The sequence below is a fragment of the Ensifer adhaerens genome (genome assembly GCF_002940685.1).
GTDB classification, from domain to species: Bacteria; Pseudomonadota; Alphaproteobacteria; order Rhizobiales; family Rhizobiaceae; genus Ensifer; species Ensifer adhaerens_E.
Map to the genome: position 1 here is coordinate 194,367 of NZ_PNFP01000001.1, position 18,195 is coordinate 212,561.

Here is an 18,195-nt window from a genome sequence, read left to right on the forward strand (position 1 = left end):
CCGGCAAGCGCATGCCCCCTGTGCCCGATACGGCGCTGGGGGCATGCGCGCCGCTGGCGTTCCCGTAAAGGCTGGAATAGGCTCGCCCCGGCGATTGCCCGCGGCCTGTTCTGCGAGCGCATTGTGAAGACGGAACCGGACCTGAGGAGAGCCGCGACAGGATGAAGCCATGGCGATGACACGTCGAGATCTGATCGCGCTCTTCTGCTGCTCGCTCCTGCTTTCGCTCGCGCCGCGGCCGGGCGGAATGACGGCCCTCGCCGAGGATGACGACGACGATGACGGCGGTTCGGGTGGCGGAGGCGGTTCGGGGGGCGGCGGCTCCGGAAACGACGACGATGATGATGGCGACGACGATGACGATGACGCGGATGAAGATGAAGATGAAGACCTCGGGCCAGATGGCGCGGGCAGCGGCCGCCGCAGCGATCAGGAGCGCGCCCGCGCCGGCGTCGAAAAGGGCGACATCCTGCCGTTGAAGGAAGTTCTGCAATTGGTCGACGAAGACAGATACGGCACGGTCATCGCGGTCGATCTCAAGCGATCGGGCGGCAGCGAGATCTACCGGCTGCGCACCCGCGACCGGCAAGGCACGATCCGCAACCTGCGCATCAATGCACGGACCGGCAAGTTCGTGAACCTGTTCGGTTTTTAAAGGAGCAGCATGCGGATTCTTCTGGCAGAGGACGATCCCAACATTGCGGCCCATGTGGCGAGCCGGCTGGAGGCGGAAGGCTACGGCGTCGACACGCTCGCCCATGGCCCGGATGTCTGGGAACAGGGGGAAACCGGCAACTACGCCTTGGTGATCCTCGATCTCGGCCTGCCGGGCATGGACGGGCTGTCGATCCTGAAACGCTGGCGACAGGCGGGACTGGAGACGCCAGTCCTGGTGCTGACGGCGCGCGGCTCCTGGATGGAGCGCGTCGACGGTTTCGATGCCGGGGCGGACGACTATCTGCCGAAACCCTTCCGGGCCGAGGAGCTGCTGGCGCGGCTGCGCGCGCTGTTGCGACGCGCCGGTCCCCGTCTGCAGTCGGTGCGCGCGGCCGGACGGTTCACGCTCGACGAAGCCGGGCGTCGGGTGACGTTCGACGGCCAGGCGCTCGACCTCAGTCCGCTCGAATATCGCATGCTGGCGCTGTTCGTGGAGCGCAAGGGCCAGGTCGTCACGCCGCTCGAACTGGCAAGCCACGTCCAGGGCCGCGACGACGATGCCGCCAAGAATGCGGTCGAAGCGATGATCGCCCGCCTGCGCAAGAAGACCGAGAGCGGCGCGATCGAAACGCGTCGCGGATTTGGCTATGTCCTGCCGGACGGTGGCGCGTGATCCGCTCGTTGCGGCTGAGGCTCGCGATCGGCGCGTCGATTGCCATCGGCCTGGTTCTGCTGGTGGTCTGGCTCTCCCTGAGCAGGCTTTTCACCGACTACGTCGCCGGACGCTACCGCGCCGAAATGGCAACGCTCGTCGATACAGTGGCCGCCCAGGTGCGGGTGCGCAACGGCGAACTGGTGCTGCCGCGCGAGCCCGCCGATCCGCGCCTCAGCCTGCCGGCCGGCGGCCGCTACTGGCAACTCGACCGTGACGGTGGGCCTCCCCTGCGTTCGCGCTCTCTGTGGGATACGGTGATCGACGTCGATCGACCGTCGGCGCCGCGCCACCTGGACTTCCTGCAAGCGGAGGGGCCCGACGGCGCGCCGATCCTGGTCTACCGGCAAGCCCTGACGCTCGGCGAAGGCGCGGATGCCAAGCCGTTTGCGGTCACTGCCGGCTTTGCGCGCCGCGAACTCGATGATGCACTTTCCGCCTTTCACGGCCGCATCCGGCTGATGTTGCTGGCGACCGCCTTCGTGCTTGCCGGCGCCGCATTCCTGCAGGGCGCGCTCGGTCTTCTGCCGCTGGCGCGCCTGCGGGAACGTGCCGCCCGCGTCCGGTCCGGAGAAGAGAAGGATTTTGGTCTGGCCGGCCCGAGCGAAGTGCAGCCGCTCGTCAGCGAAATCAATCTCCTGCTTGCGGAGCGCGCGACGGCGCTGGCGCAGGCCCGGGCGCGCGCCAGCGACCTTGCCCACGGGTTGAAGACGCCGCTGACGGTGCTGGCGCAGCTTGCCGAAAACCTGCCGGGGGAGCAGCGCGACATCGCCCTCGAACAGGTCGATCTCGTACGCCAGCGCGCCGACCGTCAGCTCCAGGCGGCCCGCATGGGCGTCGAGCGCATGGCAACGACCTTGATCGCCGATCTCGGCAACAAGCTGGTCAGCGTCCTGCGTCCAGTGACGGCCGAGCGCGCTATCGTCTGGGAGGTCGACATCGATCCGTCGCTCTCGCTCGACGTCGATCCGGCCGACCTTGCCGAATGTCTCGGCAACCTGCTCGACAATGCCGCCAAATGGGCGCGGGCGCGCATCCGCCTCTCGGCGGACGTGGTCGACGGGCGCGTGCGGATCACCGTCGGTGACGACGGGCCGGGCATTGCCGAGCGCGACCGCAAGCAAGCGACGCGTCGCGGAGCCCATGGCGCCGATGCCGGGCCGGGCCAGGTGTCCGGCAACGGCCTGGGGCTGGCCATCAGCGCCGACATAGCAGAAGCCTACGGCGCGAACATGTCGCTTGGGCAGTCGGCTCTCGGCGGCCTCGAGGTCGCATTGATATTCGACGTCGTTGGCGGCGGCCGTCGCCCGCGCGATCCGGTTTAGCGCGCAACGCGTCGTCGCAAAAGGCGGACTATGCATTCGGCCGAGGCACTCCATCGCCGCTTGCAGCCCGCCTCTTCGATTCCCCAGTTGCGCTTTTCGGGATGTGCGGTTATAAGCCCCCGTCCGAACGGTCCGGCAGGGCATGCCGTGGCCGTTCTTAACGCTGGAAATGGACCTCGTCTGTCCGTTTCGATTACTTAAGAACAATGGAGTAGCAAAATGCCCAAGATGAAGACGAAATCGTCTGCCAAGAAGCGGTTCAAGATCACCGCCACCGGCAAGGTTCGTGCAGCAGCTGCTGGCAAGCGCCACGGCATGATCAAGCGTACCAACAAGTTCATCCGCGACGCGCGTGGAACCATGGTTCTCGCCGAGCCTGACGGCAAGAAGGTCGTCAAGAACTACCTGCCGAACGGTCTCTAAGACTTTCAGGCATATTGGACACGTTAAGGAGATCATGACATGGCACGTGTAAAACGCGGCGTAACCGCTCACGCCAAGCACAAGAAGACGCTGAAGGCAGCCAAGGGCTTCTACGGCCGTCGCAAGAACACCATCCGCGCTGCAAAGGCTGCGGTTGACCGTTCGAAGCAGTACGCTTACCGCGACCGCAAGGTCAACAAGCGCAACTTCCGCGCTCTCTGGATCCAGCGCATCAACGCTGCCGTCCGCGAATTCGGCCTGACCTACGGCCGCTTCATCGACGGCCTGAACAAGGCTGGCATCGAAGTCGACCGCAAGGTTCTGTCCGACATGGCTATCCATGAGCCGGCAGCATTCGGCGCCCTCGTCGAAGCTTCCAAGAAGGCGCTCGCCTATCTCAAGGAAGCCGGCACGGCAAACGAGTTTGAAAGCGCTGTTCGTTAAGCCAGCGTTTTCCCAAAACCGTTCTTGAAATTTGTTGGGAAACCCGCGCTGGCAGGGCTGGCGCGGGTTTTTCTTGTTCTGCGGGAAGAAAGTGCACCACGATCGAAGGGGACCATCGGCAGTCCCGAAGCTTGATGACGACGACATGAAGGCTCTGCTGGTAGCGCTAGCCACCGGCCGGGGGCGCGTCGAGCGCTGCGACCTCAAGGATCGCATGGTCTGGATCAAGCGCTACCGGCGTCCCGGCCCCCGTCTTGGGCTGCGCGCGCAGGCCTTCGTCGCCCGGATCGGCGGGATCCCGGTGCTGTCGCCGTCCCCGCTTCTTGATGTCGAGGGCATGATCGAGCGCGAAGTTCGCCAGATCGCGATCTTTTCGGCGGCCGGTTTCAAGACGCCGGACGTCATCTACCGTGGGCCGAAGGTGCTGGTTCTCTCCCATCTTGGCCTGCCGATCAGCAAGCATATGGGGCCGCTGCGCGACAGCGATGCCGATGCTCACGATCAGCTTCTGGTGCGCTGCGCCGCGGAACTCGGGCGCCTGCACCGCGCGGGCCTCTGCCATGGACGTCCGCATCCACGCGATTTCATCCTTGAGGACGGCGAATTCGGTTTCCTCGATTTCGAGGAGGTGCCTGCAAGCGTGATGCCTCTGGCAACCGCCCAGGCGCGTGACCTCTGGCTCCTGTTCCTGCAGGTGGCGAGCCGGGCCTTGCAGCCGCAAACCCCGGCCGCGGCCTTTGCCGCCTGGAAACGCGCAGCCCCGGTGGAAGCCACCAGGGCGCTTTGCGAGATCATGCCGCTCTTCATTCGCTTCCTGCCGCTGGCGCGCTTGCTGCTGCGCATCCGGCAGGGCAACGACATCATCCGCTTCGTCGCTGCCACGGACTATCTGGCGGGTGCAACCCAATCACATTCCTGAACACAAGAACCGATATAGAACCGAACCCATTCCCGCATCGAGGCAGGACAGAATGAGCGAACTGGAAACACTGGAACGGACACTGCTGGCGGATATCGATGCCGCTGGCGACGAAGGATCGATCGAGGCGGTGCGCGTCAACGCGCTCGGCAAGAAGGGCTCGATCTCCGAGCTCCTGAAGACGCTCGGCACCATGACGCCGGAAGAGCGCCAGACCCGTGGAGCGCAGATCAACGCGCTGAAGAACACGGTGGCCGAAGCGATCGCCGCCCGCAAGTCGGCGTTGAAGGATCAGGCGATCGCCGAGCGCCTGGCGCGCGAGACCGTCGATATCAGCCTGCCGGTGCGCTCGTCGCCGGCCGAGCGCGGCCGCATTCATCCGATCAGCCAGATCGTCGACGAGATCACCGCGATCTTCGGCGACATGGGCTTCTCGATCGCCGAAGGTCCCGACATCGAGACCGACTACTACAACTTCACGGCGCTGAATTTCCCCGAGGGTCACCCGGCCCGCGAGATGCATGACACCTTCTTCTTCAACCCCGATGAGAAGGGCGAACGCAAGGTGCTGCGCACCCACACCTCGCCGGTGCAGATCCGCACCATGGAAGCGCAGAAGCCGCCGATCCGCATCATCATCCCCGGCAAGACCTATCGCCAGGATTCCGATGCGACCCACTCGCCGATGTTCCATCAGGTCGAGGGCCTGGTCATCGACAAGACCGCGAATGTCGCCAACATGCGCTGGGTGCTGGAAGAATTCTGCAAGGCCTTCTTCGAGGTCGACCAGGTAACGATGCGCTTCCGCCCGTCGTTCTTCCCCTTCACCGAGCCGTCCTTCGAGGTCGATATCCAGTGCGACCGCTCCGGCCCGATCGTCAAGTTCGGCGAAGGCACCGACTGGATGGAGATCCTCGGCTGCGGCATGGTGCATCCGAACGTGTTGCGCGCCGGCGGGCTCGATCCGGACGAGTACCAGGGCTTTGCCTGGGGCATGGGCCTCGATCGCATCGCCATGCTGAAATACGGCATGCCGGACCTGCGTGACTTCTTTAACGCCGACGTTCGCTGGATGACCCATTACGGCTTCCGCCCGCTGGACATGCCGACCCTGTTCGGCGGTCTTTCGGCCTGATCGCGCAGAAAAAAATAGGAAACAGGTGAAATCATGAAATTCACGCTCTCCTGGCTCAAGGACCATCTGGAAACCGACGCCACGCTCGACGAAATCTGCGCCCGCCTGACGATGATCGGGCTTGAGGTCGAAGACGTCGACGACAAGGCCGCCTTCAAGCCCTTCGTCATCGCCAAGGTCGTTTCGGCCGAGCAGCATCCGAATGCCGACAAACTGCGCGTGCTGATGGTCGACACCGGCAACGGCGCTCCGATCCAGGTCGTCTGCGGCGCGCCGAATGCGCGTGCCGGTCTCGTCGGCGCCTTTGCCGCCCCCGGCACCTATGTTCCCGGCATCGACGTGACGCTGGCCGTCGGCACCATCCGTGGCGTCGAAAGCCGCGGCATGATGTGCTCCGAAAAGGAACTGCAGATCTCCGACGACCACAATGGCATCATCGACCTGCCTGAAGATGCGCCCGTCGGCACGAGCTATGCCGCTTACGCCGGCCTCGACGATCCGATGATCGAGATCAACCTCACCCCCAACCGCCCGGACTGCACCAGCGTCTACGGCATCGCCCGTGACCTCGCCGCCTCCGGCCTCGGCACGCTGAAGGCGCGGCCTGCGCCGTCCTTCGCCATCGACGGCGACACGCCGGTGAAGCTCGCGCTCGATCTGGGCGAAGACACCCATCTCTGCCCCGGTTTCTCGCTGCGGCTGGTGCGCGGCGTCAAGAACGGCCCGTCGCCGAAGTGGATGCAGCAGCGGCTGCTGGCGATCGGCCTGCGCCCGATCAATGCACTGGTCGACATCACCAACTACATGACCTTCGACCAGGGCCGTCCGATGCACGTCTTCGACGCCGCCAAGGTCAAGGGCAACCTGACCGTCCGCCGCGCCAAGGACGGCGAGACGGTGCTGGCGCTCGACCAGCGCGAATACAAGCTCGGCCCGACCAATGTCGTCATCGCCGACGAAAAGGCGATCGAATCGATCGGCGGCGTCATGGGTGGCGAGCATTCCGGCTGCGACGAGAACACCACCGACGTCTTGATCGAATCGGCGCTCTGGGACCCGATGAACATCGCCAAGACCGGCCGCACGCTCGGCATCATCACCGATGCGCGCTACCGCTTCGAGCGTGGCGTCGACCCGGAATACATGGTGCCCGGCCTCGAGCGTACCACCGAGCTGGTGCTCGAACTCTGCGGCGGCACGGCGGCCAAGGCGGAAGTGGTCGGCTATGCCGGCTATACCGCGAAGATCGTCGATTTCCCTGTTTCCGAAGTGAAGCGGCTGACCGGCCTCGAAGTCTCCTCGGAAGAGAGCGTCTCGATCCTGAAGAAGCTCGGCTTCGGCGTTGAAGGTTCCGGCGAGCGCTTCAAGGTCTCGGTTCCGTCCTGGCGCCCGGATGTCGACGGCAAGGCCGATCTCGTCGAAGAGGTCATGCGCATCCACGGCGTCGACAACATCGTCGCCGCCCCGCTGCCGAGCCATGGCACCGTCAACGGCAAGATCCTGACGACGCTGCAGATCCGCACGCGCCTTGCCAAGCGGGCGCTGGCCAGCCGCGGCATGCTGGAAGCGGTCACCTGGTCGTTCATCTCCGAAGAGCAGGCGAAGCTCTTCGGCGGCGGTGCGCCGGCGCTGAAGCTCGCCAACCCGATCGCCTCGGACATGTCGGACATGCGTCCGTCACTGCTGCCGGGCCTGTTGACGGCTGCCCAGCGCAATGCCGACAAGGGCTTCGGCGACGTCGCGCTCTTTGAAGTCTCGGGCACCTATGAAGGCGATACGCCGGAGGCCCAGCGCCGCGTTGCCGGCGGCATCCGTCGCGGCACGGCCTCGCTCAACGGCGCCGCACGCCTCTGGTCGAATGCGACCAAGGGCGGCGGCAAGCCGGTCGACGTCTTCGACGCCAAGGCCGATGCCATGGCCGTGCTCGAAGCCTGCGGCGTGCCGATGGGCAACGTCCAGTTCGAGCCGGGCGGTCCCGCCTGGTACCATCCGGGCCGCTCGGGCACGATCAAGCTTGGCCCGAAGATCGTTCTCGGCACCTTCGGCGAGTTCCATCCGAAGACGCTCGAAGCGCTCGACGTTTCCGGTGCTTTGTGCGGCTTCGAGATCTATGTCGACGCGATGGCGGAGCCGAAGAAGAAGGCGACCCGCACGAAGCCGGCGCTCGACCTCTCGCCGTTCCAGGCGGTCAAGCGCGACTTCGCCTTCGTCGTCGACAAGGCGGTGGAAGCGGGCGCCATCCTGCGGGCGGCATCCGGCGCCGACCGCAAGCTGGTGACCGGCGTCAGCGTCTTCGACGTGTTCGAAGGTGCGTCGCTTGGCGAAGGCAAGAAGTCGATCGCCATCGAAGTGACCATCCAGCCGGTCGAGCGCACGCTGACCGACGAGGATTTCGAGGCGCTCACCGCCAAGATCGTCGCCAATGTGACGAAGACGACCGGCGGCGTGCTGCGCGCCTGATCCGAAAACGACAAGACGCATGCCGAAAGGGCCGCTGCATCGCAGCGGCCCTTTCTCGTTCGATCTCAGCCCATACGCTGCATCAACTCGATGCGGTTGCCGAAGGGGTCGCTGACATAGCACCTGCGGTAGCCGGCAAGCGGCTCACCTTCGCCGATCGTCACGCCGCCGGCTTCGAGCCTGAGGGTCATCCGCTCGAGATCGTCGACGAGGAACGCCGGATGGGCCTTGCGCGCCGGCACGAACGCCCGGTCGATGCCGAGATGCAGGCGGATGCTGCCTTGCTCGAACCAGCAGCCGCCACGGGCAAGAAGGTTGGCCGGCTTGGCAATCTCCGTCAGCCCGAGCAGGACGCCGTAAAAGCCGCGGGCCAGGTCTTCGCCGCCTTCCGGTATCGCGAGCTGCACATGCTCGATGGCGATGAGGCGGCCGGTCGCGGCGGCGGGAGAGGGGCCCGGTTTCGTCATCCGGCGTGCAGGTGATAGATCTTGTTGACGATCACCCAGCGCCCGTCGATCTTCACCAGCGACAGATAATCGGAGAAACGCTCGCCGGCAAAGCTGTCGACGACCTTCACCGTGGCGGCGTCGCCGGTGATGTCGATCATCTGCACGTCCATTTCCGGCTGGCTACCGGGCGGCGAAGCACCGGTGTCGAGGATCGCCTTGATGAAGCCGTCACGTGTCATCCATTCGAGCGCGCCCTTGTAGTTGCCGATGATCGCGGCATCGGGATGGAACGCCTTGCGCAGCGCCCCCTCGTTGGCAAAGGCCATGCCATCGACATAGAGGTGCACCACTGCACTGATCGCCTGCTCGTCGGACATCCCCGTGCCTCCCCAGTTGCTTGTAGCTCAGAGGTAGTGCGTTCGGCGGGAATTTCGATGGGCATTCTCTCCGCTTCGGGAAGCGGAGAGAATTTTTGGCTCAACGGTTGGTCATCGCCAGCGAGGCGTCCGTGTAACGCTTGCCGGCGACCAGGGTCGGGGAGAGGGTGTCGCCGAGCCGGCGCGCCTCGTCGGCCGTGAGCCGGATTTCAGCCGCCGCCGCGTTCTGCTCCAGATGGTCGAGCCTGCGGGCGCCGGGGATCGGCACGATGAAATCCCCCTGGTTGATCACCCAGGCGAGCGCGAGCTGGGCGGCGGTCACGCCCTTCTCCTCGGCCAGCGCTTGCAGCGTCTCGACCAACCGGACGTTGGCGTCGAAGTTCTCCGCCTGGAACCGCGGCAGCGAGCGGCGGAAGTCGTCGGCCTCCAGATCCTCGGCCTTGCGGATGGCGCCGGTCAGCATGCCGCGTCCGAGCGGGCTGTAGGGCACGAAGCCGATGCCGAGTTCACGGCAGGTGGCAAGCACCTCTTCTTCCGGGTCGCGCGTCCACAGCGAATACTCGCTCTGCACGGCAGCGATCGGATGAACCTTGTGGGCGCGACGGATGGTGGCGGCACTTGCTTCCGAAAGACCGATCGCCCGCACCTTGCCCTCGCGCACAAGTTCGGCCATGGCGCCGACGGTGTCCTCGATCGGCACGTCAGGATCGACGCGGTGCTGGTAGTAGAGGTCGATGACATCGGTGCCGAGCCGCTTGAGCGAAGCTTCCGCCACCGCCTTCGCCTGCTCCGGCCGGCCGTCGACGCCCGTGATGGCCTGGGTGGCCGGCACGCCTTTTTCGATGCGGAAGCCGAACTTGGTGGCGATCGTCACCTTGTCGCGCACGCGGCCGAGCGCCTTGCCGACGAGTTTTTCGTTTTCAAAGGGACCATAGACTTCTGCCGTGTCGAAGAAGGTGATGCCGAGATCGACGGCGCGGTGAAGCGTGCGGATCGATTCCGCCTCGTCGGCGGCGCCATAGGCGAAGCTCATGCCCATGCAGCCGAGGCCGATGGTGGAGACGGTGAGTTCATTCCCGAGTCTGCGGGTCTTCATGTCGTTTCCTGTCTGGCTGCCACGTGTCGGACCATAGCGCGCTGGGAGCGGGCGTCATTGTCCGAGGCGTGAATTGGTGGTGCCGCGGTGCGCCTCGTCCGGGCAAGCGGCGGTCTCTCGCGTTGCCATTGCAAACGCGCTCCTTGCTGCGTTCTCGCGTTGGCGACATCCGAAGAATAGGCCCATGCGCATCGGCTGAAAATCACTGTCAATTCTCACGGGCTGTTCTATTATTTCGATCAATGAACAGAACGCAGCTCTCCCAACTCGCCGTATTGGCCGCCGTTGCCGCCCATGGCAGCTTTCGCGGCGCTGCCCGGGAACTCGGCGTTGCGCCTTCGGCCGTCAGTCACGCCGTCGGCAGCCTAGAGGCGAGCCTCGGCATTCGCCTGCTGGCACGCACCACCCGCAGCGTCGCGCCGACGGAAGAGGGGCGCCGGCTGCTCGAACGGTTGGCGCCGGCACTGGACGAGATCGCCCATGCACTGGAAGCGGCCGCCGATGCCCGCGAGCGTCCTGCGGGCAATCTGCGCATCACTGCGCCGCGTTTCGCCGCCGATCTGATCCTGGCGCCGCGCCTGGGCGCTTTCCTCGACCTTTATCCAGAGATCGTGCTCGAAATCGCCAATGAGGACGGTTTTACCGATATCGTCGAAGAGGGTTACGACGCCGGCATCAGGCTCGGCGAGAGCCTGGAGGCGGACATGATCGCCGTGAAGGTCGGTCCCGAACTCGAAAGCGCCGTCGTCGCATCGCCCGCCTATTTCGAGCGCCATGGCCGGCCGCTGCATCCGCGCGATCTCGCGCGGCATCGCTGCATCCGCCGGCGCTTTTCCAACGGCACGCTCTATCGCTGGGAGTTCGAAAAGGACGGCGAGGAACTGACGGTTTCGGTCGAGGGGCCGCTGATCCTCGGGGAGGACCGGCCGATCATCAAGGCGGCGATCGGCGGGGCCGGTCTCGCCTACCTCTTCCTCTCTCGGGTCGAGACAGCGATCGCCGAAGGGCGGTTGGAGCGCGTCATGGAGGACTGGTGCGCGCCCTATGCCGGTCCTTATCTCTATTATCCAAGCCGCCGGCAGATGCGGCCGGCGCTGCGCGCCTTCATCGATTTCTTCCGCCATAGCGGATAGCGGCCGGTGGGAAATCGGGTTTCGCGGCTGGGTTGGAAATGAAATGTCTGCGGTTTCGTGTTGCTATGAGAGGAAGCCTATGAAAAAGCCTGGCTCAATGAAGGGTCTCGAAGATCTCGGCCGAGTGCGGCTCTCCCGCAACTTCTTCTTCCGTGAATTCCTGCATTCGGAAATCGCCGATTTCTACCGCATTCCGAACATTCCCGATGATCCGGACCTGGCGATTGAGGCAGGGCGGCGCCTGTGCGAGGAACTGCTGGAGCCGCTGGAGGCGACCTTCGGCCGCCTCGTCATCCGCTCCGGTTACCGCAACCGTGCCGTCAACGGCTTCGGCAACGCCAATGGCCTCAACTGCTCGACCAATGCCGCGTCGGCCGCCGATCATATCTGGGACATGCGCGATGCCGACGGCTGCATCGGCGCCACCGCCTGCATCGTCATCCCCTGGGTCTGGGACCGGCGCGGCGAAATCGGCGGCTGGCAGTCGATCGCCTGGTGGGTCCACGACCATCTGCCCTATGCGTCGCTGTGCTTCTTCCCGAAGCTCTGGGCCTTCAACATCCAGTGGCACGAGCGGCCGGCGCGCCGGATCATGAGCTTCGTCGAGCCGCGCGGCGTCTTGACCAAGGCCGGCATGGCAAACCAGGCCGGCCGTCACGAGGACGCCTATGCCGGGTTTCCGGATTTGAGGAGCGTGCCGAAATTGACCTTGTAGCGCACATGCGCGTCGGTGCCGGAGTAGTGGTCGTAGAGCCGCCGGGCTGTCGTATTGTCGGCCTCGGTGTACCAGTAGAGCCGGTCCCAGCCCTTGTCCTGGCAATGCGTGATCAGATTGTCGATCATCGCCCGCGCCACGCCCTTTCCGCGGGCCGCGGGATCGACATAGAGATCCTCGATGTAGCAGATCGGCTGGCGGAAGAAGGTGGCGAGCTGCTCCTGGCAGATCGCAAAGCCGACCACCTGTCCGTCAAGGATCGCCAGCCGCGCAAAGAGCGGCGCCGCAGGATCGATCAGCCTCTTCCAGGTAAGCTCGATGATGTCTTCGGCGAGATCGGTGCCGGAAAAGGCGACGTAACCGGCCCAGAGACGGCGCCAGTCGGCCTCGTCGCCGCCTGTCGCGGCGCGTATGGTCAATGCCATTTTGTTGTTTTTGCTCCCGTCATTCACCGACGTCGTTGAGTTTTCGCACCGCTTCGTCCGACAGCTTGAGTTCTGCGGAGCGGATGAGGCTCTGCAATTGCGCAAGGCTGGTGGCACTGGCGATCGGCGCCGTGACGCCCTTGCGCGTCCGGATCCACGCGAGTGCGATTTCCGCCTGGGTCGCGCCGGTGGCGGCCGCGATGTCGTCGAGGACGCCAAGGATGCGCATGCCGCGTCCGTCGAGATACTTCTCGACACCGCTGCCGCGCACGGAGCCCTCGAGGTCCTTGTGCGTGCGGTATTTTCCCGAAAGGAAGCCGCGCGCCAGGCCGAAATAGCTGATGACGCCGATCTCCTCGGTTATGCAGAGATCGCGCAGCGGCCCTTCGAACGCGTCGCGGTCGTAGAGATTGTATTCCGGCTGCAACACCTGATAGCGCGGCAGGCCCTGGTTTGCGGAAACGTCGAGCGCCTCGCGCAGTTGCAGCGAGTTCAGGTTGGAGGCACCGATCGCCCGAACCTTGCCTTCGGTCAGCAACTGGTCGTAGGCGCCAAGCGTCTCCTCATAGGGTGTGTCCGGATCGGGCCAGTGCGAGAGGTGGAGGTCGATATGGTCGGTCTGAAGCCGTTTCAGCGAATCCTCCACTGCCTGCAGGATCCAGCGGCGTGAGAGCCCCTTGCGATCGGGGCCGAGCTCCGAGCCGACCTTGGTGACGATGACGGCCTTGTCGCGCGACCGGCCCGACTGTTTCAGCCACTTGCCGATGATCGTTTCGGACTCGCCGCCCTGATTGCCGGGTGCCCAGGAGGAATAGACATCGGCGGTGTCGATGGCGTTGAACCCGGCATCGAAGAAGGCGTCAAGCAGCGCGAAAGAGGTCTTCTCGTCGGCGGTCCAGCCGAAGACATTGCCGCCGAAGACGAGGGGAGCGATTGTCAGGTCGGTGCGGCCAAGTCTCAGTTTTTCCATGGTTTTGCTCCATTGGACTGGAAGAGGGCATGTTGCGATCGGGAGGATTGCGAAGGAAAGATAGGGCAGAAAAGCTGACATTGTCACCCGCCTTTCGGCAATTTTCTGCGCGCCGCCGTCCCAGCCAATCCGCTGTCTGCCGCTTGCTAGGTACGTACCTCGGCGTTAGTCTCGGCGGCAAAGTTCAGGGAGCTCCACCATGTTACGTTTCGGAATTCTGTCGACGGCCCGGATCGGCCGCGATCTCGTCGTGCCGGCCATTCAGGATGCGGAAAACGCCGTCGTTTCGGCCGTTGCCAGCCGCGATTTCGCCAAGGCCCGGGCGATGGCCGATCGCTTTTCCGCGCCTTATGCTTTTGGCTCCTACGAGGAGATGCTGGCCTCTGATGTCATTGACGCGGTCTATATCCCGCTGCCGACGGCGCAGCACGTGGAATGGTCGGTCAAGGCCGCCAATGCCGGCAAGCACGTGCTGTGCGAAAAGCCGATCGCGCTGCGCGCCTCGGAGATCGATACGCTGATCGCCGCGCGTGACCGCAACGGTGTCCTGATCGCCGAAGCCTTCATGGTCACCTATAGCCCCGTCTGGCGCAAGGTGCGCTCGCTCATCGCCGAGGGGGCGATCGGCCGGCTGCGCCACGTCCAGGGCGCCTTCACCTATTTCAACCGCGATCCCAACAACATGCGCAATATCCCCGCGCTCGGCGGCGGCGGTCTGCCCGATATCGGCGTCTATCCGACGATCACGACGCGTTTCGTCACGGGCAAGGAGCCGGTGCGGGTGCAGGCGAATACCGATCGCGATCCGGAGTTCGGCACGGACATCTATTCGAGCGTGCGGGCCGATTTCGGCGACTTCGAGCTGAGCTTCTATATCTCCACCCAGCTCGCCGCGCGCCAGGTCATGGTCTTCCATGGCGACAAGGGCTTCATCGAGGTGAAGTCGCCGTTCAACGCCGATCGCTACGGCCGCGAGGAGGTGGAGCTCACGAACCAGAACCACGCCCAGTCCCAGCTCTTCCGCTTCCAGGATGCGCGCCAGTACAAGCTGCAGGCGGAGGCCTTTGCCCGCGCTGCCAAGGGCGAGGACGAGGAAGTGGTGACGCTCGAAAACTCGCGCCTCAATCAGAAATTCATCGATGCTATCTACCGCGCCAGCGCCAGGGATGGCTGGGAGGCGATCTGAACCGGACGAAGAACGCAAAGAGGCCCGCCGACATGGCCGGGGGCCTCTTCTCGATGCATGGACACCGCGTCAGGCGAGCGCCGCCCGTTCCCGCGCGAGGCCCCGCAGCTTGAGGAACAGGAAGTCGGCGACCGTGATCAGGCCGACGACGATAAAGCCGATGCCTGCGACCGAGAGAAGCGGGTAGGCGGCGAGCAGCAGGGCTACGCTTGCCACCTGCCAGAACACGTCGCCGGCGATGCTGACGCGTGCCGCGGCCGCCACCGGGCCGCCGTTGCGTGCCGCAGAGAGGTGGAAAATCCCCCAGAGCACCAATCCGACGCCGAGCACCTTCAACATAGCGGGCGTTGCGGCCGAGCTGAACAGCGCGGCGAGCGGTGCGGCGCCGAGGATCAGCACGGCGCCGACGGCCAGCGAGTAGACGCCGTCGGCGAGGAAGGTCTTGTTGAGCAGGCTGCGGTTCGAGAAGGTCATCGTCGGCTCCATCCGTTTGTCGATAACAGGATACTTGCGCCGATGAGGTCATCGAGCCAATTACCTCTGAGGTAATGGATTTTACCGGCCGCGCGCGCCACTCTGCCGGGCAAATGGAGAATCACGACACATGCAGTTTGGCGAACACCTGAAGGAATGGCGCGGACACCGCCGCATGAGCCAGCTCGACCTTGCGGTCGCCGCCGGCATTTCCGCGCGTCACCTTTCCTTCCTCGAAACCGGCCGCTCGAAACCATCGGAAGGCATGATCCTGCGGCTGGCCTCGGTGTTGGAAGTCCCGGCTCGCGACCAGGGCACGCTGTTTTCGGCAGCCGGCTATCGGCCGCGCATGGCGACACGGCCGGCCGCGGGGCTGGACGCCATGCCGCCCGTTGTCGCCAATGCGATCAGGCTGATCCTGGCGCGCCACGATCCCTATCCCGGCCTGGTGCTCGACCACGAGTACACGCTGCTCGTCGTCAATCCGGCGCTGGCGAGACTGGCCGTTGCCGCCGACATTCCGTTCCAGGCGGGAGAGAACTTCCTCGACACCTTCCTCGGCAACGAAAACGTGCGCAAGCTGGTCGTCAACTGGGAGGCGGCTGCCGCCGATCTCGTGCAGCGGGTGCGCACGGAAGCCTGGCTGCAGGGACCGCGCAGCCGTCTCGGCAAGCGCCTGGAAAAGGCCGCGTCCAACCCCGCCGTGGCGCGCGCGATCGAGAATCATCCGGATACCGACCGCTTGCCGGTGCTGCCGATCGAGCTCGATGTCGGCGGCCTGCGCTTGAGTTTCATCACCACGCTGCAGACCTTCGGCTCGACCCAGGACGCGCTGGTGGAGGGCGTGCTGATCGAGTCCTTCTTCCCCGCGGACGAGGAAACCAGGTTGTTCTTCGAGCGGAAGGGATGAGCGACTACCGGTCGCGCTCAAGGCCGATGGCAAGGGCGCCGCAGATCATCAGCGCGACGCCCATGTTGTAGGCGCCGATCGCCGCGGCTGCCTGGATCCAGTCGCCGGCGGCACCAGCCAGCGCCAGCAGCGCCGTGCCGGCGAACAGGCAGGCACGTGCCGATCTGAGGCCGCATATGGCAATGCCGAGCAGGAAGGAAACTGTGACGATCATGGGGCGCTGATCCTGGCCATCCGTTCAAGAGTTGATGATGATCATGCCGCCGATGATCAGCGCGGCACCGAAGGCGTAACGCAGCGTCACCGCTTCACCGAGAAAGACGGCGGCAAGCAGCGGCACGATGCAGAAGGTGAGCGCCATGAAGGAATAGGCGATCGTCAGCGGCACCGATTTGATCGTGAAGATCCAGATGATCGTGCCGATGCCGTAGACGGCGAGCGCGACAAGCAGGGTCGGGCTGAGGGCAAGCGCCAGCAGGTTCTGGGCGCTGGCGCTCCCGGTTTTCGCGCTCGTCAGCTTGAAGAGGATCTGCCCGGCCGAAATCAGCACCGGCGTGAAGAACAGTCCGAACCAGACGGTGGGCGCGAGATTGAGGTTCATCGCCATGGCTCACACCGCCTGAGTTCTGTCTTCGCAATAGAAGATGTCGCGGCCGATATCGATGCAGCTGTGCGCGGCCGGAACGGGATGCATCGCCCGCAGGAAGGAGTGGGTATAGGGGAAGAAATTGAAGTGCGGGTTGAAGGTGTAGCGATATTCGCGCTCGCGCGGCACGACGATGATCAGCCGCCGGCGGGTGATCCGGCGAAGTTCCGCAATCGCCTTGCGATAGTCGAGGATGTGCTCGATCACATGGGTGCACACGACCGTGTCGAACTCGCCGTCTGCAAAGGGCAGGTCCTCGATCATCGCGGCGTGATATTCGATGCCTTCGATCCGGGCTGCGTCGTCGATGGCGAAGTCGACGCCGGCGAGGCGCTTGACGGCAGGGTTGGCCGCGCGAATCCGCTTCAACAGGACACCGGTTCCGCAGCCGACATCGCAGACGCTGTCGCCGGCGATGCTCGCCGCGATCTTGCGCACGCAGGCCTCGGAATTGTCCGTTCCTTCATGCACCCGCGGATGCTTCCTGTAGAGGTCCTCATATTCGCACGCCGAAAGGAACGGCGCCCGTGCGCGAAACTCGGCGAGATGCGCGATGTGCTTGCCCCAGGCGAGGCTGGCCATGCCCTTGAACAGGCGCGAATCCCGCAGGATCGGCGGGATGACGTCTTCGATGAGGAAGCGGATGCGGTTGGTCGTTTCCCGGTTCATCCGCGGCGCTCCCGCACGATCCGCGGTGCCGACTGCGGGTCGGCTTCCTGGTCTTCAGTCAGAGACAAGGCGATGCCGCCATTCGCGTTCTCATGGGGCGCGGCGCGCGATGGCGTCGCGATATAGTGCAGCCGGAGCTGTTCGGTGCGGGCGCGCGAAACCGAATCGAGGATCAGGCCGGCGGTAAACATCATGATCGACACCAAAAGCAGCGCGAGCGAGAACACCCAGGTCGGCATGCGCGGCACGAGGCCGGTCGCGAAATATTCGATGAGGACCGGCGTCATGAAGATCGCGCTTGCCGCCAGAAACATCAGGCTGATGAGGCCGAAGAAAGTGAACGGGCGCGTCTCCTTCATCAGCATCACGAAGGTCCACAGGATCTTTGCGCCGTCCTTGCAGGTCGAGAGCTTGGAGTGGGATCCTTCGGGGCGCCGGCCGTAGTCGAGCTCGAGTTCGGCAACCGGCAATTTCAGCCGGGATGCGTGCACCGACATCTCCGTCTCGATCTCGAAGCCGTTGGAAACGGCCGGAAAGCTCTTGGCGAAGCGCCGCGAGAACACCCGGTAGCCGGAGAAGATGTCGTTGAAATCCGTGCCGAACATCGACCGGTAGAGCAGGTTGAAGAGCCTGTTGCCAAGCGCATGCCCCTGCCTGCCGGCGTCGTCGTGAACGCCGCGCCGCGTTCCGACGACCATGTCGGCGCGTTCGGTGATCAGGGTGCGCACGAGGTCTTCCGCATCGGTCGGGCAATAGGTGCTGTCGCCGTCCGCCATGACATAGATGTCGGCGTCGATATCGGCGAGCATGCGGCGCACCACATGTCCCTTGCCCTGCCGGCGTTCACGCACGACGGTCGCGCCCGCGAGCATGGCCTTCAGCGCCGTGCCGTCGGTCGAATTGTTGTCGTAGACGTAAATGCGCGCCGCGGGCAGTGCCGCCTGGAAACCCTGGACCACTTGTCCGATGGTCGATGCTTCGTTGTAGCAAGGCAAGAGAACGGCGATGTTGAAGCGGTCGAACATCCTGAAGGCTCGGTTGCTGTTGGATCGCGCCATCATAGGCATCAG

General features: G+C 64.7%; 22 protein-coding genes. 12 read left to right on the forward strand and 10 right to left on the reverse strand.

The window, feature by feature from the left end:
- Positions 1–169: 169 nt before the first annotated feature.
- The 8 genes from C1A35_RS01010 to pheT all read left to right on the forward strand — a co-directional run bounded on the left by C1A35_RS01010 (position 170) and on the right by pheT (position 8,075).
- On the forward strand, positions 170–655 hold the full coding sequence (locus tag C1A35_RS01010) for a PepSY domain-containing protein (RefSeq protein ID WP_104662516.1): 486 nt from the start codon (positions 170–172) through the stop codon (positions 653–655).
- Between the two features lie 9 nt (positions 656–664).
- Complete coding sequence (locus C1A35_RS01015; protein ID WP_104662517.1) at positions 665–1,330, forward strand: response regulator transcription factor; 666 nt, start codon at positions 665–667, stop codon at positions 1,328–1,330.
- Positions 1,327–2,694 (forward strand): sensor histidine kinase, encoded by a 1,368-nt coding sequence (locus C1A35_RS01020; RefSeq protein WP_104662518.1) that lies wholly within the window; start codon positions 1,327–1,329, stop codon positions 2,692–2,694. The genes C1A35_RS01015 and C1A35_RS01020 overlap by 4 nt, the downstream gene beginning before the upstream one ends.
- Positions 2,695–2,913: 219 nt before the next feature.
- Positions 2,914–3,117, forward strand: coding sequence for a 50S ribosomal protein L35 (gene rpmI, locus C1A35_RS01025; RefSeq protein WP_077962740.1), 204 nt, complete (start codon positions 2,914–2,916; stop codon positions 3,115–3,117).
- A 39-nt stretch (positions 3,118–3,156) separates the two neighbouring features.
- Positions 3,157–3,561, forward strand: a complete 405-nt coding sequence (gene rplT, locus C1A35_RS01030) for a 50S ribosomal protein L20 (RefSeq protein WP_012710091.1) — start codon at positions 3,157–3,159, stop codon at positions 3,559–3,561.
- A gap of 145 nt (positions 3,562–3,706) precedes the next feature.
- Positions 3,707–4,480, forward strand: coding sequence for a serine/threonine protein phosphatase (locus tag C1A35_RS01035; RefSeq protein WP_104662519.1), 774 nt, complete (start codon positions 3,707–3,709; stop codon positions 4,478–4,480).
- A gap of 52 nt (positions 4,481–4,532) precedes the next feature.
- Entirely contained in the window at positions 4,533–5,615 is a 1,083-nt protein-coding gene (gene pheS, locus C1A35_RS01040; RefSeq protein WP_104662520.1) for a phenylalanine--tRNA ligase subunit alpha, read from the forward strand.
- 33 nt (positions 5,616–5,648) lie between these two features.
- A complete protein-coding gene (pheT, locus tag C1A35_RS01045) occupies positions 5,649–8,075 on the forward strand; it encodes a phenylalanine--tRNA ligase subunit beta (protein ID WP_104662521.1) in 2,427 nt (808 codons plus the stop codon).
- Positions 8,076–8,140: 65 nt separating this feature from the next.
- Here pheT and C1A35_RS01050 read toward each other — a convergent pair whose 3' ends face one another.
- The 3 genes from C1A35_RS01050 to C1A35_RS01060 form a co-directional block, all read right to left on the reverse strand.
- On the reverse strand, positions 8,141–8,542 hold the full coding sequence (locus C1A35_RS01050) for a VOC family protein (RefSeq protein ID WP_104662522.1): 402 nt from the start codon (positions 8,540–8,542) through the stop codon (positions 8,141–8,143).
- A complete protein-coding gene (locus C1A35_RS01055) occupies positions 8,539–8,901 on the reverse strand; it encodes a nuclear transport factor 2 family protein (protein WP_104662523.1) in 363 nt (120 codons plus the stop codon). The genes C1A35_RS01050 and C1A35_RS01055 overlap by 4 nt, the downstream gene beginning before the upstream one ends.
- Positions 8,902–9,001: 100 nt before the next feature.
- The gene (locus C1A35_RS01060) at positions 9,002–9,997 is read right to left on the reverse strand and encodes an aldo/keto reductase (protein ID WP_104662524.1); all 996 of its coding nucleotides are present in this window, start codon (positions 9,995–9,997) and stop codon (positions 9,002–9,004) included.
- Positions 9,998–10,239: 242 nt separating this feature from the next.
- Between C1A35_RS01060 and C1A35_RS01065 the strand changes: the two genes are divergently transcribed.
- Both C1A35_RS01065 and C1A35_RS01070 read left to right on the forward strand, forming a co-directional pair.
- Complete coding sequence (locus C1A35_RS01065) at positions 10,240–11,130, forward strand: LysR family transcriptional regulator (protein WP_104662525.1); 891 nt, start codon at positions 10,240–10,242, stop codon at positions 11,128–11,130.
- Between the two features lie 79 nt (positions 11,131–11,209).
- Entirely contained in the window at positions 11,210–11,845 is a 636-nt protein-coding gene (locus C1A35_RS01070) for a hypothetical protein (RefSeq protein WP_104662526.1), read from the forward strand.
- Here the strand turns inward: C1A35_RS01070 and C1A35_RS01075 are convergent.
- Together C1A35_RS01075 and C1A35_RS01080 are read right to left on the reverse strand one after the other, a co-directional pair.
- The gene (locus C1A35_RS01075; RefSeq protein WP_104662527.1) at positions 11,797–12,270 is read right to left on the reverse strand and encodes a GNAT family N-acetyltransferase; all 474 of its coding nucleotides are present in this window, start codon (positions 12,268–12,270) and stop codon (positions 11,797–11,799) included. The genes C1A35_RS01070 and C1A35_RS01075 overlap by 49 nt on opposite strands.
- Before the next feature lie 19 nt (positions 12,271–12,289).
- Positions 12,290–13,240, reverse strand: coding sequence for an aldo/keto reductase (locus C1A35_RS01080; RefSeq protein WP_104662528.1), 951 nt, complete (start codon positions 13,238–13,240; stop codon positions 12,290–12,292).
- 199 nt (positions 13,241–13,439) lie between these two features.
- Here C1A35_RS01080 and C1A35_RS01085 point away from each other — a divergent pair, with 199 nt between their 5' ends.
- Positions 13,440–14,426, forward strand: a complete 987-nt coding sequence (locus tag C1A35_RS01085) for a Gfo/Idh/MocA family protein (protein ID WP_104662529.1) — start codon at positions 13,440–13,442, stop codon at positions 14,424–14,426.
- Between the two features lie 69 nt (positions 14,427–14,495).
- Here the strand turns inward: C1A35_RS01085 and C1A35_RS01090 are convergent, their stop codons facing one another.
- Positions 14,496–14,900: a hypothetical protein gene (locus tag C1A35_RS01090; RefSeq protein ID WP_104662898.1), complete on the reverse strand. Its 405-nt coding sequence runs from the start codon at positions 14,898–14,900 to the stop codon at positions 14,496–14,498.
- Positions 14,901–15,030: 130 nt separating this feature from the next.
- Here C1A35_RS01090 and C1A35_RS01095 point away from each other — a divergent pair, with 130 nt between their 5' ends.
- Positions 15,031–15,810 carry a helix-turn-helix domain-containing protein gene (locus C1A35_RS01095; protein WP_104662530.1) on the forward strand — a complete coding sequence of 260 codons (780 nt, stop codon included), beginning with the start codon at positions 15,031–15,033 and terminating at the stop codon, positions 15,808–15,810.
- A gap of 4 nt (positions 15,811–15,814) precedes the next feature.
- Here C1A35_RS01095 and C1A35_RS01100 read toward each other — a convergent pair whose 3' ends face one another.
- Genes C1A35_RS01100 through C1A35_RS01115 form a run of 4 tightly spaced genes read right to left on the reverse strand, consistent with a single transcriptional unit; the run spans position 15,815 to position 18,150 of the window.
- On the reverse strand, positions 15,815–16,024 hold the full coding sequence (locus C1A35_RS01100; RefSeq protein WP_104662531.1) for a hypothetical protein: 210 nt from the start codon (positions 16,022–16,024) through the stop codon (positions 15,815–15,817).
- Between the two features lie 24 nt (positions 16,025–16,048).
- Positions 16,049–16,417, reverse strand: a complete 369-nt coding sequence (locus tag C1A35_RS01105) for a transporter (protein ID WP_234822693.1) — start codon at positions 16,415–16,417, stop codon at positions 16,049–16,051.
- 3 nt (positions 16,418–16,420) lie between these two features.
- Positions 16,421–17,125, reverse strand: a complete 705-nt coding sequence (locus C1A35_RS01110; RefSeq protein ID WP_104662532.1) for a class I SAM-dependent methyltransferase — start codon at positions 17,123–17,125, stop codon at positions 16,421–16,423.
- On the reverse strand, positions 17,122–18,150 hold the full coding sequence (locus C1A35_RS01115; protein ID WP_104662900.1) for a glycosyltransferase family 2 protein: 1,029 nt from the start codon (positions 18,148–18,150) through the stop codon (positions 17,122–17,124). The genes C1A35_RS01110 and C1A35_RS01115 overlap by 4 nt, the downstream gene beginning before the upstream one ends.
- Positions 18,151–18,195 lie beyond the last annotated feature (45 nt).

Coding starts and splice junctions, on each gene's coding strand:
- C1A35_RS01010 (WP_104662516.1), top strand. CDS start 170: ATGGCGATGACACGTCGAGATCTGATCGCGCTCTTCTGCTGCTCGCTC.
- C1A35_RS01015 (WP_104662517.1), top strand. CDS start 665: ATGCGGATTCTTCTGGCAGAGGACGATCCCAACATTGCGGCCCATGTG.
- rpmI (WP_077962740.1), top strand. CDS start 2,914: ATGCCCAAGATGAAGACGAAATCGTCTGCCAAGAAGCGGTTCAAGATC.
- rplT (WP_012710091.1), top strand. CDS start 3,157: ATGGCACGTGTAAAACGCGGCGTAACCGCTCACGCCAAGCACAAGAAG.
- C1A35_RS01035 (WP_104662519.1), top strand. CDS start 3,707: ATGAAGGCTCTGCTGGTAGCGCTAGCCACCGGCCGGGGGCGCGTCGAG.
- pheS (WP_104662520.1), top strand. CDS start 4,533: ATGAGCGAACTGGAAACACTGGAACGGACACTGCTGGCGGATATCGAT.
- pheT (WP_104662521.1), top strand. CDS start 5,649: ATGAAATTCACGCTCTCCTGGCTCAAGGACCATCTGGAAACCGACGCC.
- C1A35_RS01050 (WP_104662522.1), bottom strand. CDS start 8,542: ATGACGAAACCGGGCCCCTCTCCCGCCGCCGCGACCGGCCGCCTCATC.
- C1A35_RS01055 (WP_104662523.1), bottom strand. CDS start 8,901: ATGTCCGACGAGCAGGCGATCAGTGCAGTGGTGCACCTCTATGTCGAT.
- C1A35_RS01060 (WP_104662524.1), bottom strand. CDS start 9,997: ATGAAGACCCGCAGACTCGGGAATGAACTCACCGTCTCCACCATCGGC.
- C1A35_RS01065 (WP_104662525.1), top strand. CDS start 10,240: ATGAACAGAACGCAGCTCTCCCAACTCGCCGTATTGGCCGCCGTTGCC.
- C1A35_RS01070 (WP_104662526.1), top strand. CDS start 11,210: ATGAAAAAGCCTGGCTCAATGAAGGGTCTCGAAGATCTCGGCCGAGTG.
- C1A35_RS01075 (WP_104662527.1), bottom strand. CDS start 12,270: ATGGCATTGACCATACGCGCCGCGACAGGCGGCGACGAGGCCGACTGG.
- C1A35_RS01080 (WP_104662528.1), bottom strand. CDS start 13,240: ATGGAAAAACTGAGACTTGGCCGCACCGACCTGACAATCGCTCCCCTC.
- C1A35_RS01085 (WP_104662529.1), top strand. CDS start 13,440: ATGTTACGTTTCGGAATTCTGTCGACGGCCCGGATCGGCCGCGATCTC.
- C1A35_RS01090 (WP_104662898.1), bottom strand. CDS start 14,900: ATGACCTTCTCGAACCGCAGCCTGCTCAACAAGACCTTCCTCGCCGAC.
- C1A35_RS01095 (WP_104662530.1), top strand. CDS start 15,031: ATGCAGTTTGGCGAACACCTGAAGGAATGGCGCGGACACCGCCGCATG.
- C1A35_RS01100 (WP_104662531.1), bottom strand. CDS start 16,024: ATGATCGTCACAGTTTCCTTCCTGCTCGGCATTGCCATATGCGGCCTC.
- C1A35_RS01105 (WP_234822693.1), bottom strand. CDS start 16,417: ATGGCGATGAACCTCAATCTCGCGCCCACCGTCTGGTTCGGACTGTTC.
- C1A35_RS01110 (WP_104662532.1), bottom strand. CDS start 17,125: ATGAACCGGGAAACGACCAACCGCATCCGCTTCCTCATCGAAGACGTC.
- C1A35_RS01115 (WP_104662900.1), bottom strand. CDS start 18,150: ATGTTCGACCGCTTCAACATCGCCGTTCTCTTGCCTTGCTACAACGAA.